This window comes from Burkholderia cepacia complex sp. TUM26381 (assembly GCF_057439935.1).
Window position 1 is genome coordinate 1,199,566 of sequence record NZ_CM172006.1, and the last position, 14,268, is coordinate 1,213,833.

General features: G+C 67.1%; 16 protein-coding genes. 8 read left to right on the forward strand and 8 right to left on the reverse strand.

What is annotated here, in order from left to right; translation table 11 throughout:
* Positions 1-166: 166 nt before the first annotated feature.
* Positions 167-508 (forward strand): GNAT family N-acetyltransferase, encoded by a 342-nt coding sequence (locus tag ACWMMN_RS05785; RefSeq protein WP_486423080.1) that lies wholly within the window; start codon positions 167-169, stop codon positions 506-508.
* A gap of 43 nt (positions 509-551) precedes the next feature.
* On the opposite strand, the gene ACWMMN_RS05790 is transcribed toward ACWMMN_RS05785, so the two are convergent.
* Both ACWMMN_RS05790 and ACWMMN_RS05795 read right to left on the reverse strand, forming a co-directional pair.
* Positions 552-1,100, reverse strand: a complete 549-nt coding sequence (locus ACWMMN_RS05790) for a GNAT family N-acetyltransferase (RefSeq protein WP_059235340.1) — start codon at positions 1,098-1,100, stop codon at positions 552-554.
* Between the two features lie 50 nt (positions 1,101-1,150).
* Positions 1,151-1,774, reverse strand: a complete 624-nt coding sequence (locus ACWMMN_RS05795; RefSeq protein WP_486423081.1) for a helix-turn-helix domain-containing protein — start codon at positions 1,772-1,774, stop codon at positions 1,151-1,153.
* A 146-nt stretch (positions 1,775-1,920) separates the two neighbouring features.
* Here ACWMMN_RS05795 and ACWMMN_RS05800 point away from each other — a divergent pair, with 146 nt between their 5' ends.
* Together ACWMMN_RS05800 and map are read left to right on the forward strand one after the other, a co-directional pair.
* Positions 1,921-2,157, forward strand: a complete 237-nt coding sequence (locus ACWMMN_RS05800) for a ParD-like family protein (RefSeq protein ID WP_027783949.1) — start codon at positions 1,921-1,923, stop codon at positions 2,155-2,157.
* Positions 2,157-2,963: a type I methionyl aminopeptidase gene (gene map, locus ACWMMN_RS05805; protein ID WP_059235336.1), complete on the forward strand. Its 807-nt coding sequence runs from the start codon at positions 2,157-2,159 to the stop codon at positions 2,961-2,963. The genes ACWMMN_RS05800 and map overlap by 1 nt, the downstream gene beginning before the upstream one ends.
* 90 nt (positions 2,964-3,053) lie before the next feature.
* Here the strand turns inward: map and ACWMMN_RS05810 are convergent, their stop codons facing one another.
* Positions 3,054-3,557, reverse strand: a complete 504-nt coding sequence (locus tag ACWMMN_RS05810; protein WP_059235333.1) for a GAF domain-containing protein — start codon at positions 3,555-3,557, stop codon at positions 3,054-3,056.
* A 79-nt stretch (positions 3,558-3,636) separates the two neighbouring features.
* The gene (locus tag ACWMMN_RS05815) at positions 3,637-4,554 is read right to left on the reverse strand and encodes a LysR family transcriptional regulator (protein ID WP_174991998.1); all 918 of its coding nucleotides are present in this window, start codon (positions 4,552-4,554) and stop codon (positions 3,637-3,639) included.
* Between the two features lie 111 nt (positions 4,555-4,665).
* Here ACWMMN_RS05815 and ACWMMN_RS05820 point away from each other — a divergent pair, with 111 nt between their 5' ends.
* Complete coding sequence (locus ACWMMN_RS05820) at positions 4,666-5,532, forward strand: pirin family protein (RefSeq protein WP_174991999.1); 867 nt, start codon at positions 4,666-4,668, stop codon at positions 5,530-5,532.
* A 144-nt stretch (positions 5,533-5,676) separates the two neighbouring features.
* Positions 5,677-6,162 carry a GNAT family N-acetyltransferase gene (locus ACWMMN_RS05825; RefSeq protein WP_059235328.1) on the forward strand — a complete coding sequence of 162 codons (486 nt, stop codon included), beginning with the start codon at positions 5,677-5,679 and terminating at the stop codon, positions 6,160-6,162.
* A gap of 22 nt (positions 6,163-6,184) precedes the next feature.
* Here the strand turns inward: ACWMMN_RS05825 and ACWMMN_RS05830 are convergent, their stop codons facing one another.
* From ACWMMN_RS05830 to ACWMMN_RS05840, 3 genes are read right to left on the reverse strand one after another with little or no spacing between them, the layout of a single operon-like run.
* Positions 6,185-7,054, reverse strand: coding sequence for a cytochrome c oxidase assembly protein (locus ACWMMN_RS05830; protein ID WP_059235326.1), 870 nt, complete (start codon positions 7,052-7,054; stop codon positions 6,185-6,187).
* Between the two features lie 10 nt (positions 7,055-7,064).
* A complete protein-coding gene (locus ACWMMN_RS05835; RefSeq protein ID WP_486423082.1) occupies positions 7,065-7,511 on the reverse strand; it encodes a copper chaperone PCu(A)C in 447 nt (148 codons plus the stop codon).
* 8 nt (positions 7,512-7,519) lie between these two features.
* A complete protein-coding gene (locus tag ACWMMN_RS05840; protein ID WP_486423083.1) occupies positions 7,520-8,155 on the reverse strand; it encodes an SCO family protein in 636 nt (211 codons plus the stop codon).
* A gap of 281 nt (positions 8,156-8,436) precedes the next feature.
* Between ACWMMN_RS05840 and otsB the strand changes: the two genes are divergently transcribed.
* Together otsB and otsA are read left to right on the forward strand one after the other, a co-directional pair.
* Positions 8,437-9,189: a trehalose-phosphatase gene (otsB, locus tag ACWMMN_RS05845; protein WP_486423084.1), complete on the forward strand. Its 753-nt coding sequence runs from the start codon at positions 8,437-8,439 to the stop codon at positions 9,187-9,189.
* Positions 9,186-10,571, forward strand: a complete 1,386-nt coding sequence (gene otsA / locus ACWMMN_RS05850; protein ID WP_486423085.1) for an alpha,alpha-trehalose-phosphate synthase (UDP-forming) — start codon at positions 9,186-9,188, stop codon at positions 10,569-10,571. Before otsB ends, otsA begins: the two co-directional genes overlap by 4 nt.
* A 78-nt stretch (positions 10,572-10,649) precedes the next feature.
* On the opposite strand, the gene ACWMMN_RS05855 is transcribed toward otsA, so the two are convergent.
* Entirely contained in the window at positions 10,650-12,482 is a 1,833-nt protein-coding gene (locus ACWMMN_RS05855; protein ID WP_059235317.1) for an ABC transporter ATP-binding protein, read from the reverse strand.
* A 566-nt stretch (positions 12,483-13,048) separates the two neighbouring features.
* On the opposite strand from ACWMMN_RS05855, the gene ACWMMN_RS05860 reads away from it, so the two are divergent.
* The gene (locus ACWMMN_RS05860; RefSeq protein WP_059235315.1) at positions 13,049-14,113 is read left to right on the forward strand and encodes a glycosyltransferase family 4 protein; all 1,065 of its coding nucleotides are present in this window, start codon (positions 13,049-13,051) and stop codon (positions 14,111-14,113) included.
* Positions 14,114-14,268: the final 155 nt, after the last annotated feature.

The following is a 14,268-nucleotide window of genomic DNA, read 5'->3' on the forward strand; positions in this document are numbered from 1 at the left end:
CCATCTCCCGTACTTCGCGATGTTTTGCTGGATTGGCGGCGTCAAGCCGCATATATCCGCGACCCACGATCGAAAGGGCGGGCGAGCGTTGCCGGGGGAATCGCAATGAATTTCCCGGGAACTCGCAACGAGGGAAACGCGGCTGTCTGATTGCGTTGAAATCGCGATGCTGCTGCATCAGCCCGGATATGAAGCGACGCTCGCGCTGAATCACGAAAAGCTGCACGCGTTGGCCGGCAGTCCATGCGACCGGATTTACGTGGCGACCGTGGATGACGAGTTCGTCGGCGGCATCAGCCTGCCCATCCTCCCGCTCTTTCATGCGAACGGGAATCTCGGGTGCATCACGAGCATGGTCGCCGACGCGCGCTGCAGAGGAGGCGGGATCGGCGGTGCGCTGACGGCGGCTGCGGAACGCTGGTTCGAGAATGGCGGATGCGTTCGTAGCCTACTGAGCAAAAAAGCCCGCTTTGTGCGGGCCCTTTTTCGACGCACGCGGCTCGAATGACGTGTCGGCCACATGGTGTCTCAGACGTCGTGGCGACGCCTGATCAACCATCCACCGGCTGCACCGGCGTCTCGAGCTTCAGCTGATAGAACGCCGCATCGAGCCAGCGGCCGAACTTGAATCCCGCCTCCGTGATCGTGCCCGAGTGCACGAATCCCAGTTTCGTATGCAGCGCGATGCTTCCGGCATTGGTCGCATCGATGCAGCCCACCAGCACGTGCACCTGCGCTTCGCGGGCACGCCGGACCACTTCGCGCAGCAGCAGTTCGCCGAGCCCGCGGCCGCGCTGGTCGCCGCGCACGTAGACGCTGTGTTCCACCGTGTACTTGTACGCGGGGAACGCACGGAACGTGCCCCAGCTCGCGAAGCCGAGCAGCGTGCCCGATTCGTCGACGGCGCCGATGACCGGAAACCCGCCCGCGCGCTTCGTCGCGAACCACGAGACCATCGCTTCCGGCGGGCGAGGCCGGTAGTCGTACAGCGCGGTCGAGTTCGCGATCGCGTCGTTCAGGATCTCGAGGATGGCCGCTGCATGCTCGGCCTCGCTGCAATCAATCAGGCGCACGTCGTCGCGCTGTTTCGGGGAATTCATACGGGCTCCTTCCTGTTGGCTCTAAACCGATTGCGCACACGCGGTGCGCATCACGCGCTCCGCACGCCGGCGGCGGCGGATGCATCGCAGATCACGACGACATAGCGCGCGGCATGCGACGACGGGTTGCTGAAGATCAGCGGCTGGTCGAGCCGCATGGCCAGACAGTCGCCTTCGTGAAGTTCGTGAAGCGCATCGCCGAACGTGACGTCGACGCGGCCGTTGATGATCCATACCTGCTGGTGCAGCGCGCTTTCGCGCCCGCCACTGTCGTATGCGACGCGCGCGCCGGGCGGGAAATCGACCTCGACGAGCTGAATCGGCGACGGCCAGCCGGCCGGAGAGAGGTTGCGCCGCACATAGCCGGACGCCGGATCGCGCCATTCGGCCTGCTGCGCGCGCCGGGCCAGCGGCTGCGCGGGCGCGTCGTCCCGGTCGCCGCCGAACAGCCCGGCCAGCGAGACGCCGAGGCCGGCCGCGAGCTTGTCGAGCACGACGGCTGTCGGGCTGGCCGACGCGCGTTCGATGAGCGAGATCATCGAACGGCTGACGCCGGAGCGCGCGGCCAGCGCATCGAGCGTGTAGCCTCGAACGGTGCGCAGGTCGCGCACGCGTCGGGCAATGCGCTCGTTGATGCCGGTGTCGTCGGCCGTGGTGATCGCTGTTTCTTTCATGATGGATTTATTTTCCAGCAAACTGGAATTCGATGTCAACGGCATTTGTCGCGACCGGCGAAGGGGGGCGGAAATCGGACGGCTTGCCCGGCAGGCGTACGCAGCGTAATATACGAAACAGCTACGTTTCGTTTAATTGGGGATATATGGGCATCATCAAGATTTCCGAGCACATGCATGAACGGCTGCGCTCGACGAGCACGGCGCTGAGCCGTTCGATCAACGCGCAGGCTGAGCACTGGCTGCGTGTCGGAATGCTGGCGGAACTCAACCCGGCGCTGTCCTACGGCGACATCTGCAAGATGCTGATCGAGGCCGAAGCGCGGGGCGGTGACGTGGGACCGGCTGAACCGGTCGCGCAGCACATCGAGCAGGTGGCGTAATGGCGAAGCGAGAAATTCCGATCCGCGGCGCCGCGGAAATCGCCAAGTCGCGCGAAGCCGCGAAGCTCGCGTCGCAGGTGCTGACGATGATCACCGAGCACGTGAAGCCGGGCGTCACGACCGACGAGCTGGACGCGCGCTGCCGCGAATACATCGTCGACGAACTCGGCGCGATTCCGGCGAACATCGGGTATCACGGCTATCCGAAGACACTGTGCACGTCGGTCAACCACGTGGTCTGTCACGGCATTCCGACGTCGCGGCCGATGCGCGACGGCGACATCGTGAACCTCGACATCGCGGTGATCAAGGACGGCTGGTTCGGCGATACGAGCCGCATGTATTTCGTCGGCGAGCCGAACGAACTCGCGCGGCGGCTCGTCGCGGCGACCTACGAGGCGATGCACGCGGGCATCCGCGCGGTGCGTCCGGGCGCGACGCTGGGCGATGTCGGCTACGCGATCCAGCAGGTCGCGCATCGCGAAGGGTTCAGCGTGGTGCGCGAGTACTGCGGGCACGGCATTGGCGACGTCTATCACGACGAGCCGCAGGTGCTGCACTACGGCCGCCCGGGCACCGGCGTGCCGCTGCGGCCGGGGATGATCTTCACGATCGAGCCGATGCTCAATGCGGGCAAGCGCGACACGCGCGTGCTGGGCGACGGCTGGACGGTCGTCACGAAGGACCATTCGCTGTCCGCGCAATGGGAGCACATGGTCGTGGTGACGGAAACGGGCTTCGAGGTGCTGACCGAGGATGCGAAGCCGCAGGCGTTCGCGGCGCTTTCAGGCACGCACGCGGCCTGACGGCGCAACCCCAAACGAAACGGGCCCCTTCGCGGGGCCCGTTTCGTTTGGGGTTGCGCAGCATCCCGCTGCGCGACGCGCAACGGCCGTTCAGCCGCGCGCCTTCTGCCACGCGTGTTCGACGAACACGCGGCACAGCGCTTCCATCCCTTTGCGGTCCTCGTCGTCGAAGCGCGCGGCGACCGGGCTGTCGACATCCCACACGCCGATCAGCGTGCCGTCGCCGGCCACCAGCGGTACGACGATTTCCGATTCCGATGCCGCGTCGCATGCGATGTGGCCCGGGAAATCGTGCACGTCGCGCACGACCTGCGTCTCGCGCGTCTGCGCGGCCGTGCCGCACACGCCCTTGCCGAGCGCGATCCGCACGCACGCGGGCTTGCCCTGGAACGGCCCGACCACGAGTTCGGTGCCGTCGAAGAAGTAGAAGCCGGCCCAGTTGAGGCGATCGAGCGAGTGATAGACGAGCGCGGAGAAATTCGCGGCGTTTGCCGTCAGGTCGCGTTCGGACTCGACGAGGGCGCGTGCCTGCTCGACGAGCGTCGCGTATTGATCGGCCTTGGAGGCGTTGGGGTCGTTGGACAGCGTGAACATGACGGGAAAGCGATAAGGGTTGTGAAAATGCGCGTGGCGCGTACCGCAGTCTACGGCACGCGCGCGCGGCCTGCAGCGCTCAGTCGGGGTCGAGTTCGGCAAACCGCTCCGCCAGGAAGTCGAGCAGCGCGCGCACCGCGGGCAGCAGCCCCCGGCGCGACGCGAACACCGCATGCACGATCTCGCGACGTGGCGCCCAATCCGGCAACACCGTGACCAGTTCGCCGCGTGCGACCTCGTCGCGCACCATCATCGTCGGCAACTGCACGACGCCGACACCCGCGACGGCCGCCGCGCGCAACGCGAGCATGCCGCCCGTCACGAAGCGCGGCTGGTGATGGATTTCCGCGTGCGCACCATCCGGCCCGCGCAGCCGCCATACGTGTGTGGACTGCGGCGCGCCGTGATCGAGGCTCGGCACGCGTGCGAGATCGGCGGGAACGGCTGGCGCGCCGTGCTCGCGCAGCAGCGCGGGGCTCGCGACGAGGCACTGGCCGCGTTCGGCGAGCACGCGCAGCGCGAGATCGCTGTCCTCGAGCGGCGGCGGGCGCACGCGGATTGCAACGTCGATCCCTTCGCCGACCACGTCGACGCGCCGGTTGGTCGCTTCGAGGTGGATCTCGACGCGCGGGCATGCGGCCATGAACGCGGCGATCATCGTGCCGACCAGCGAATCGAGCAGCACGATCGGGCAACTGACGCGTACGATGCCGCGCGGCTCCTCGTGCAGCAGCGCGATCGCCTCGTCGGCCGCATCGGCCTCGACGAGCATCGCGCGGCAATGTGCGTAGTACGTCTGGCCGACGTCGGTGACCGTGAAACGGCGCGTCGAACGCTGGATCAGCCGCATCCCGAGCCGGGCCTCGAGCAGCGCGATACGGCGGCTCAGCTTCGATTTCGGCATGTCGAGCGCACGCCCGGCCGGCGCGAAGCCGCCGTGTTCGACGACCTGCACGAAATAATAGAGATCGTTCAGATCCCGTGCTTTATCGTTCATGAAATAGAACGCTGAGTGTGATTTCGGCAGTCTACCGGATCGATCGTTCCACCTCTATATTGCTACTCATGGATGCGAAACACGTGTTTCGCCGCAATTTGGAGAAGGGCAATGAAGAAGATCCAGGGTGTGTACAGTGCGCCGCGCGGCCATTGGGTCGGCGACGGTTTCCCGGTGCGTTCGATGTTCAGCTACCAGTCTCACGGCACGCACCTGAGCCCGTTCCTGCTGCTCGACTACGCCGGCCCCGCGACGTTCGAGCCGGCGACGGCGCCGCGCGGAGTCGGCCAGCATCCGCACCGCGGGTTCGAAACGGTGACGATCGTCTATGACGGCGAAGTCGCGCACCGCGACTCGACCGGCGCGGGCGGCGTGATCGGCCCGGGCGACGTGCAATGGATGACGGCCGCGAGCGGGATCCTGCACGAGGAATTCCACTCGGAGGCGTTCACGAAGCGCGGCGGTGCGCTCGAGATGGTGCAGCTGTGGGTGAACCTGCCCGCCGCGGACAAGATGGGCGCGCCCGGCTATCAGACGCTGCTGGACGCCGACATCCCGGTGGTCGAACTGCCGGACGGCGCAGGGCGCGCGCGGATCATCGCCGGTGAACTCGACGGGCGGCGCGGCCCGGCCCGTACGCATACGCCGATCGACGTGTGGGACGTGCGGCTCGTGGCAGGCGGCCATGCGCGGTTCCCGGTCGCCGAAGGGCGTACGCTCGCGGTGGTCGTGCTGAGCGGCACCGTGCAGGTGAATGGCGAGACGGTCGCTCGCGAAGCGCAGTTCGTGCAACTCGGCCGCGACGGCAGCGACGTCGAGATCGAAGCGAACGGCGACGCGAAGCTGCTGATCCTGAGCGGCGAGCCGATCGACGAGCCCGTCGTTGGCTACGGTCCGTTCGTGATGAACTCGCAAGCGGAGATCCGCACCGCGATCGAGGACTTCAACGGCGGCCGCTTCGGCCAGATGCCGGCATGACTGTCATGACGGCATGACGAACACGCCCCGCACCATGCGGGGCCTTTTTTTCGCGCGCGGGCAGGCGGTCGCGCGCGATGTGCGCTTCGAGGCATAATCGACGGTTGCCGCGCGCCGGCCGGCGCGCTTGAATCAGGACCGCACATGAACGCATCCGCCGCATCCCCGGGCGCCGCCGATCTCGACTGGCGCTGGAAATCCTTCGACGCGCTGACGGCGCGCGAAGTCTATTCGATCCTCGAAGCGCGCAGCGCCGTGTTCGTCGTCGAGCAGAACTGCGTGTATCGCGACATCGACGACGCGGACCAGGCCGCGTGGCACCTGGCCGCATTCGATCCGGCCGGCCGCCTGGCCGGCTATCTGCGCGTGCTGCTGCCCGATGCGCAGAACACCGACGTGCGGATCGGCCGCGTGCTGACGACCGCCGCGTTCCGCGGCGCGGGCCTCGGCAACGGGCTGCTGTCGCGCGCGCTCGAGCATATCCGCGCGCAGTGGCCGGATACGCCGGTGAGCCTGCATGCGCAGGCTCACTTGCAGCGTTTCTACGGCGCATTCGGCTTCACGCCGAGTTCGGACGTGCACGACGAGGACGGCATCCCGCACGTGTGGATGAGCAGCGCGCGCGCATGACGCGCGCCGCGCCGCGCAGCGGTCAGTGCGCGGCGTGCGGTACCGGCGGCTTGTCCGCGCGCTGCACCGCACGTTCGCCGATCAGGCGTCCGCGCGCGGACAGCCGCAGCCAGTGCCGCAGCGCGATCAGCGCGCCGATCACGCTCATCATCGAGCCCGGAATCCACAGCAGCAGCCCGCCGATCTGCTGATCGCGCAGCGGGCTCAGCCACGTGAACGCGCGGCCGCAGATCGAGTAGATCGGATACAGCTCGTGCGGCGTAAAGAAGATCAGCGCGCCGAGCGCGATCTGCGGCGGGATCGCCGCGACGACGATCAGGATCCGGCGGCCCGGCGACAGCCGCGCGGGCGGCGCCGGCCGCGGATCGACGACGAGCCACCAGAACAGCAGCCCGTCGATCACCATGCTCCAGTTCATCACGCGATAGAGACGCCAGTCGAGCATCGCGATGAAGTGGATCGGCGACAGCAGCCAGAAATAGATCAGCCCGACGAACAGCACGACCGCGACGACGGGATGGAACACGACGTCGAGGGTCGCGCGCACGGGCGCCCACGCGAGCGCGGGGCGCACGAAGCGCTGCCGCCAGCTGAACGGGATGCCCGCGCGGATCGCCGCGCCCGGATACGACAGCGCGATGAAGAACGGCCCGAGGTGATGCAGCACGAGATGCTGCGCGCGGTGCAGGAAGAACTCGTGCTCGAAGAAATAGTCGAGCCGCGTATGCAGTGCGATATAGAGCGCCGTCAGCCCGAACCAGAACGAGAACTGCCGCAGCGGCGTCACCTTCGCCTTCTTCACGCCGCGCGCGAACAGCACGGCGGCGGTCAGCACCGCGATGACGACCGTCGGCGACGGTTCCCACGGATCGAGCCAGTACAGGAGGTTCATCGCGCGCGGATCACTTCGTCTGGGCCGGCGACTTCACGGCGAACGGTGCGTCGACCGTTTCGCCGTCGGAGAATTTCAGGCGCAGGTGCACGGTGTCGCCCGGCTTGATCGCGTGCTTCGGTTCCTCGAGCATGAAGTGATAGCCGCCCGGCGCGATGTCGACCTTGCCGCGTGCGGGGATCGTCAGCTTGTCGACCATTTCCATCTTCTGCGTCGAACCGTTCGACACGGTCTGGTGCAGCATCGCCATCCCGTAGTCGGGGCTGTCGACGTCGACGAGGTCGATCGGCTTGTCGCTCGTGTTCACGAGCGTCACGTAGCCGCCCGCGGGCAGCTTGTTCGGCAGCCAGCGCACCCATGCGCCCTGCGCGGTGATCGCGCCGGCGGCATACGCGTGGGCGCCGACGCACAGCGCGGCGAGGAGGGCGAACGTCTTGAGAGTCGTCTTCGTGTTCATGTCGGAATTCAGGTGTGGGAGGCGGTGTCGATGATCCGGCGCACATCGGCGGCGATGGCGTCGGGCGAATCGCGATCGGTCGCGAGCAGGCGCGCGCGGCCGGTTGCGTCGAAGATGTAGACGGCCGAGCTGTGCGTGACTTCGTAGCCGCCGGACGGATCGCGCTGTTCCATCTGATACGCGACGCGATAGCGTTTCGCGAGCGATTCGATCTGGCCGTCGGTGCCGGTCAGCCCGCGCGCATGCGCGGCGTCGAACGCGGCGACGTACGACTGCATCATCTGCGGCGTGTCGCGCGCGGGATCGACCGACACGAACAGGATGCGCACGTCATCGGCCCGCGGGCCGAGCTTGGCGAGCACTTCCATCAGCCGCGCCATCGTTTCGGGGCAGACATCGGGGCAGTGCGTGTAACCGAAGTAGACGAGCGCGATGCGGCCGTGGAACGCGTCGGCGTCGACGGGATGGCCGTCGCCGCCTGTCAGCGTGAACGACAGGTCGGGCAGGTGGCCGGTGACGTTGGTCAGGTTCCAGCGCGGCTCGTCGTGCGTGCACGCGGCGAGCGCCACGGCGGCGGCGACGGCCGCGGCCGTGTGGATGAGGCGGGACAAGCGCCGGTGCGGCGCGGGACGGGGAGACGACATCCTGGGGCTCGATCGGACGGAAAGGTGGCCGGCCGGCGCGATGCCATGCGTCGCGCGGCAGGCGGTTGCGACTGTAGCGCAATTCGTCCGTCCGCGTCCTTTCGAAACCCGTACGGGGCGCGCGAGCGGGGCAATATGTCGCAGTTGACGCAACGGGGCGCGTGAGGCTGGCAATGCACCGGTTTCGCCCATCTCGGTGCGCAGGCGCGGTAAGATGCGCACAATTCCATTCGCGCAGCGGCGGCCTGCGTTTGCCGGCCGACCCCCAGACTATCGAATCGATGCAATCCGTTCCGGCTTCCCTGTCCCTGACCGATACCGCGTTCTTCTTCGACTTCGACGGCACGCTCGTCGAACTGGCGCCGACCCCCGACAGCATTCACGTTCCGTCGTCGCTGCTGACGCTGCTCGACGAGCTGCGCCGCCGCTCGCACGGCGCGGTCGCAGTCGTGTCCGGACGCGGGATCGACAACCTCGACACGTTCCTGAAGATGCCCGATCTGCCGATCGCGGGCCTGCACGGCGCGGAGCGCCGCGATGCGAACGGCGACACGCAGCGTATCGGCTTCAACGACGAACGCCTCTTGCGCATCGAGCGCGAGCTTGCGGGCGTCGTCGACCGTCATCCGGGCATGCTGCTCGAAATCAAGGGCGCGGCCGTCGCGCTGCACTTTCGCAATGCGCCGGAGCGCGAGGCCGTGGCGCGCGAAGCGGCCGAGCGTCTCGTCGCCGACTATGCCGATGCGTACGTGCTGCAGCCCGGCAAGATGGTGTTCGAGATCAAGCCGAAGGGTGTCGACAAGGGGCGCGCGCTGACCGCGTTCCTCGACGAGCCGCCCTTTGCGGGGCGCGTGCCGCTGTTCGCGGGCGACGACCTGACCGACGAGAAGGGCTTCGCGGTGGTCAATGCGCGCGGCGGCCTGTCGATCAAGGTCGGCGCCGGCGAGACGTCGGCCCGTACGCGGCTCGATTCGGTCGACGCGCTGCATGAGCAGATCGCGCGCTGGCTCGGCGCGGGGCAGCCGCACGCATGAGCCGGCTCATCATCGTTTCAAACCGCGTCGCGCCGATTTCGGAAGGCGAACCGGCGGCGGGCGGTCTCGCGATCGGCGTCTACGACGCACTGAAGGAGACGGGCGGCATGTGGTTCGGCTGGAGCGGCGAAGTGGTCGCGTCCGGTGCGCCGCAGCCGCAGATCCGCGTCGAGGAGCGCGGGCCCGTGACGTTCGCGACCGTCGGGCTGTCGCGCCGCGATTACGACCAGTATTACCGCGGTTTCTCGAATGCGACGCTGTGGCCTGCGTTCCATTACCGCGCGGACCTGATTCAGTACGACTGGCACGAATTCGACGGCTACCGTCGCGTCAACGTGTGGCTCGCGCAGCAGCTCGTACCGCTGCTGCAGGACGACGACGTGATCTGGGTGCACGACTATCACCTGATCCCGTTCGCGCGCGCGCTGCGCGATGCCGGCGTGAAGAACCGCATCGGCTTTTTCCTGCACATCCCGTTTCCGGCCGCGCAGGTGCTCGTCAACGTACCGCCGCACCGCGAGCTCGTCGAGTCGCTGTGCGCGTTCGATCTGCTCGGCTTCCAGACCGAGCCCGATCTGCGCGCGTTCTGCGACTACGTCGAGTTCGAGGCGGGCGGCGAGGCCGAGCGCGACGGGCACACGGTGCGCGTGCGCGCGTTCGGCCAGACGCTGTGCGCGGCCGCCTATCCGATCGGCGTGTATCCGGACGAAATCGCGTCGCTCGCGCAGGCGGGCGAGCATGGCAAGGCCGTGCGCACGCTCGCGACGTCGCTGCGCGGGCGGCAGCTGATCATGAGCGTCGACCGGCTCGATTACTCGAAGGGGCTCGTCGAACGCTTTCGCGCATTCGAGAAGCTGCTCGAGCACCAGGCGTCGATCCGCAACCGCGTGTCGTTCCTGCAGATCGCGCCATCGACGCGCGCGGACCTGCGTGCGTACCAGGACATTCGCCTGCAGCTCGAAGCGGAGTCGGGGCGCATCAACGGGCGCTACGCGGAGCTCGACTGGGCGCCGATCCTCTACATTCACCGCCAGTACGACCGCCAGGTGCTGGCGGCGCTGTACCGGCTTGCGCGCGTGGGGTTCGTGACGCCGCTGCGCGACGGGATGAACCTCGTCGCGAAGGAATACGTGTCCGCGCAGAATCCGGACGATCCGGGCGTGCTCGTGCTGTCGCGTTTCGCGGGCGCCGCGCGCGAGCTGACGGGCGCGCTGATCGTCAATCCGATCGACATCGACGGGATGGCCGATGCGCTGTCGCAGGCGCTGACGATGCCGCTCGCCGAGCGGCGCGCGCGCTACACGGACATGATCGCGCAGCTGCGCGAGAACAACGTGTCGGTGTGGCGCGACAATTTCCTGCGCGATCTGCAGCACGTCTGACCGGCTGCTTCCGGTGCAATGAAAAAAGCCGCCGTGCGTGATGCACGGCGGCTTTTTTGTCGGCTGGATGCCTGCGCGTCAGGCGACGCGCTCTCCGGTCGGCGTGTTGCCGTCGGGTGCGGCGTGATGGCGGCCGTGCTGCTTCGCGAGCAGGTCGCGATACAGGCCGGGGCGGTTGCGCAGCACGTCGGGCGGGCCGTCGTCGATCACCTTGCCGTTGCTCATCACGATGATCCGGTCGAAGTTGCGCAGCGTCGACAGGCGGTGCGCGATCGCGATCACCGTGCGGCCGACCATCAGGCGGTCGAGTGCGCTCTGGATCGCTTCCTCGGACGCGCTGTCGAGTGCCGACGTCGCTTCGTCGAGCAGCAGGATCGGCGCATCCTTCAGGATCGCGCGCGCGATCGCGATGCGCTGGCGCTGGCCGCCGGACAACTTGACGCCGCGATCGCCGACGATCGTGTCATAGCCTTCCGGCATGGCCTCGATGAACTCCGCGCAGCGCGCGTCGCGCGCGGCGGCGAGCACTTCGTCGCGGGTCGCCTCGGGGCGGCCGTACGCGATGTTGTCGTAGATGGTCCGGTGCAGCAGCGAGATGTCCTGCGGCACGAGCGCGATCGCATGGCGCAGGCTGTCCTGCGTGATCGTCTTCACTTCCTGGCCATCGACCTTCACGGCGCCGTCCTGCGTGTCGTAGAAGCGCTGCAGCAGGGCAAGCACGGTCGACTTGCCGGCGCCCGACTTGCCGATCAGGCCGACGCGCTGGCCCGGTTCGATATGGAGGTCGAAGTGGTCGAGGATCGCGCGGCGGTGCGGGTACGCGAACGTCACGCGCTCGAAGTCGACGCGGCCGCCCGTGGCCGACAGCGGTTGCGCGTCGGAGCGGTCCGGCATCCCGTGCGGTTCGAGCAGCGTCTTCACGGCCTCGGAGAGGCGTGCGACGTGCTGCGTGACGTCGACGAGCGCGACCGCGAGGTCACGCGTGCCGTGCAGGATCGTGAAGCCGAGCGAACTGACGAGCACGATGTCGCCCGACGTTGCGCGGCCCTGGTCCCACAGCCACAGCGCCCAGCCGAGCAGGCCGGCCGACAGCATCGCGGTGATCACCGCGTGCAAGAGGCGCAGCTTTTCGAGATAGAGCAGGCTTTGCTGGCGCGCGTCCATCTCGGCCTTGACCGTCGCGCCGAAGCGCTTCTGTTCGCGCAGCGTCATGCCGAACGCGCGCACGAGGCCCATGTTGCCGATCACGTCGACGAGCTCGCCGTCGACCGCGGCGGCTTTCGCCGCGAACGCATGATGGCGAGCCGAGCCGCGCCCGGCGAGCTTGAACAGGATGACGGACAGCACGGCCGAACAGCCGAGCAGGCCGGCGGCCATCAGCGGATTGACGACGATGATCATCAGGATCGCGCCCATCACCGCGATGCACGGCGGCAGCACGTTCCACGCCATCGTGTTCTCGGACGTGTAGACCGCGTTCGACGTGGCCGTGATGCGGCTCGCGAGCGTGCCGGGCTGCTTCTCCGAGTAATACGTCGGCGAATGGCCGATCAGGTACTGGAACAGGTCGCGCCGCAGGTCGCCTGTCACCGCGACGAACGTGTGCGCGGCGACCCAGCCGCCGACGCGCCACAGCAGGTTGTCGGCCGCGATCAGCCCGACGAGCAGCGCGAACGCGCTCCACAGCGGGCCCGGGTGATGGCGCCCGGTCGCGAGTACGTCGATCAGGTGCTTGATCGCGTATTGCGAGCCGAGCGCGCAGCCGACGGCGGCCAGCACGCTGCAGAACACGATGAGGTGCGCGACGGGGTGGAGACGGATGTAGCGGAACAGGAACGCGATCGGCCGGTGCGCGTAGCTCGACAGCTCCGCGTTGTGGGCGTTGCGCTGGGCAGGGGTGAGAGATTCCAAAATATGCGTGCGGTGATTCGGTGATTGAGCGTTGCGGCTGGATCGCATGCCGGCGTTCGCCCGGACTGAATAATCCGGCATTGTAAACAAGGCCGTGCGTCGCGCTGCGCGAATCTTGCCTTGGCCAGGGGGCTCGCGATCGATTTTGAGATAAAATCCGGCATCCCGTCCTGCCTCATGTGCCGGAATCGTGCTGCCGGCAGCCACGGGTGACCTGGATCGCCAAAAGGGCCTTCCACTCTAGAACGGACACCCAAGTCCGCGGGTTGCAAAGTGTTGCACCTTTGTAACAAAGTAAAGTGTTTGAAATGTTGTGCGCCGTATCAGGATTAACCCTAGATAATCGGCTCCGGGTTCGATTCCAGGTTTTTTTACGAACCCCTGTCAACGGGTCTTCGTTTCAAACGTTCTATGCCTGTCGCGTCGCCGACGCTCCTTGAGCAGCGCGGGTTCGACGCCCCCGGCAGGCTGATTCGTCTGATTGTCGGACGAGATGCTTCCAGCCCGGACCGCCGGCAGGTTGCCGACCCATACCTGGTTTTTAGCCGATTTTTTAGGAGTTACGCATGCGAATCGCCCAAATCGCTCCGTTGCATGAAGCGGTGCCCCCGAAACTGTACGGTGGTACCGAGCGAGTGGTGTCCTACCTCACCGAAGCACTTGTCGAGATGGGGCATGACGTCACGCTCTTCGCGAGCGGCGATTCGCAAACCTCCGCAAAGCTCGAAGCGTGCTGGCCGCAGGCGCTGCGCCTCGACCCGACGATCCGCGACGTGATGGCCCCGCACATGCTGCTCCTCGAGCAGGTGCGCCGCCGCGCGGAAGAGTTCGATGTCCTGCACTGCCACATCGACTACTACCCGTTCTCGCTGTTCTCGCGCCAGCCGGTCCCGCATCTGACGACGATGCACGGCCGTCTCGACCTGCCGGAACTGCAGCCGATCTTCAATGCATTCAACGACGTGCCGGTCGTGTCGATCTCCGACAACCAGCGCATCCCGCTGCCGCAGGCGAACTGGCTGTCGACCGTGTACCACGGCCTGCCGGAAAACCTGCTGACGCCGATCCCGAACGTGAAGCCGAGCTACCTCGCGTTCCTGGGCCGCATCTCGCCGGAGAAGCGCGTCGACACGGCGATCCGCATCGCCGAACAGGCCGGCCTGCCGATCAAGATCGCCGCGAAGCTCGACAAGGCTGACCGCGCGTACTACGAAGAAAAGATCAAGCCGCTGTTCGCGCTGCCGCACGTCGAGTACATCGGCGAAATCAGCGAGTCCGAAAAGACCGAATTCCTCGGCAACGCGCATGCGCTGCTGTTCCCGATCGACTGGCCGGAGCCCTTCGGCCTGGTGATGATCGAGGCGATGGCATGCGGCACGCCGGTGATCGCGTTCAAGCGCGGCTCGGTGCCGGAAGTGATCGACAACGGCGTGTCGGGTTTCGTCGTCGAAGACGAACTGTCGGCCGTCGCGGCGCTCAAGCGCCTCGATACGCTGCCGCGCGAGAAGGTCCGCGCCGCGTTCGAAGCACGTTTCTCGTCGAAGGTGATGGCGCAGAACTACGTGAAGGGCTACGAGGAACTGCTGCGCCAGAAGCGCCGCACGGTGCTCCGCGAAGTCAACGCAAGCTGATTGCGGGCCGCTGCCGCGCTGCGGCGCGCGGCCGTCATCGACGCCCCGTCCGGGTTTCCGGCGGGGCGTTGTCACATCCGCGGCGCGGATGTGTTGTATTCTCGCCGCGCCCGGCGCCGCGAACGGCCCCCGAAGCGGCCCGGCACGCCATCCAG

Excerpts from the sequence above, each read along its gene's own strand:
- ACWMMN_RS05785 (WP_486423080.1), top strand. The coding sequence starts at position 167 with ATGCTGCTGCATCAGCCCGGATATGAAGCGACGCTCGCGCTGAATCAC.
- ACWMMN_RS05790 (WP_059235340.1), bottom strand. The coding sequence starts at position 1,100 with ATGAATTCCCCGAAACAGCGCGACGACGTGCGCCTGATTGATTGCAGC.
- ACWMMN_RS05795 (WP_486423081.1), bottom strand. The coding sequence starts at position 1,774 with ATGAAAGAAACAGCGATCACCACGGCCGACGACACCGGCATCAACGAG.
- ACWMMN_RS05800 (WP_027783949.1), top strand. The coding sequence starts at position 1,921 with ATGGGCATCATCAAGATTTCCGAGCACATGCATGAACGGCTGCGCTCG.
- map (WP_059235336.1), top strand. The coding sequence starts at position 2,157 with ATGGCGAAGCGAGAAATTCCGATCCGCGGCGCCGCGGAAATCGCCAAG.
- ACWMMN_RS05810 (WP_059235333.1), bottom strand. The coding sequence starts at position 3,557 with ATGTTCACGCTGTCCAACGACCCCAACGCCTCCAAGGCCGATCAATAC.
- ACWMMN_RS05815 (WP_174991998.1), bottom strand. The coding sequence starts at position 4,554 with ATGAACGATAAAGCACGGGATCTGAACGATCTCTATTATTTCGTGCAG.
- ACWMMN_RS05820 (WP_174991999.1), top strand. The coding sequence starts at position 4,666 with ATGAAGAAGATCCAGGGTGTGTACAGTGCGCCGCGCGGCCATTGGGTC.
- ACWMMN_RS05825 (WP_059235328.1), top strand. The coding sequence starts at position 5,677 with ATGAACGCATCCGCCGCATCCCCGGGCGCCGCCGATCTCGACTGGCGC.
- ACWMMN_RS05830 (WP_059235326.1), bottom strand. The coding sequence starts at position 7,054 with ATGAACCTCCTGTACTGGCTCGATCCGTGGGAACCGTCGCCGACGGTC.
- ACWMMN_RS05835 (WP_486423082.1), bottom strand. The coding sequence starts at position 7,511 with ATGAACACGAAGACGACTCTCAAGACGTTCGCCCTCCTCGCCGCGCTG.
- ACWMMN_RS05840 (WP_486423083.1), bottom strand. The coding sequence starts at position 8,155 with ATGTCGTCTCCCCGTCCCGCGCCGCACCGGCGCTTGTCCCGCCTCATC.
- otsB (WP_486423084.1), top strand. The coding sequence starts at position 8,437 with ATGCAATCCGTTCCGGCTTCCCTGTCCCTGACCGATACCGCGTTCTTC.
- otsA (WP_486423085.1), top strand. The coding sequence starts at position 9,186 with ATGAGCCGGCTCATCATCGTTTCAAACCGCGTCGCGCCGATTTCGGAA.
- ACWMMN_RS05860 (WP_059235315.1), top strand. The coding sequence starts at position 13,049 with ATGCGAATCGCCCAAATCGCTCCGTTGCATGAAGCGGTGCCCCCGAAA.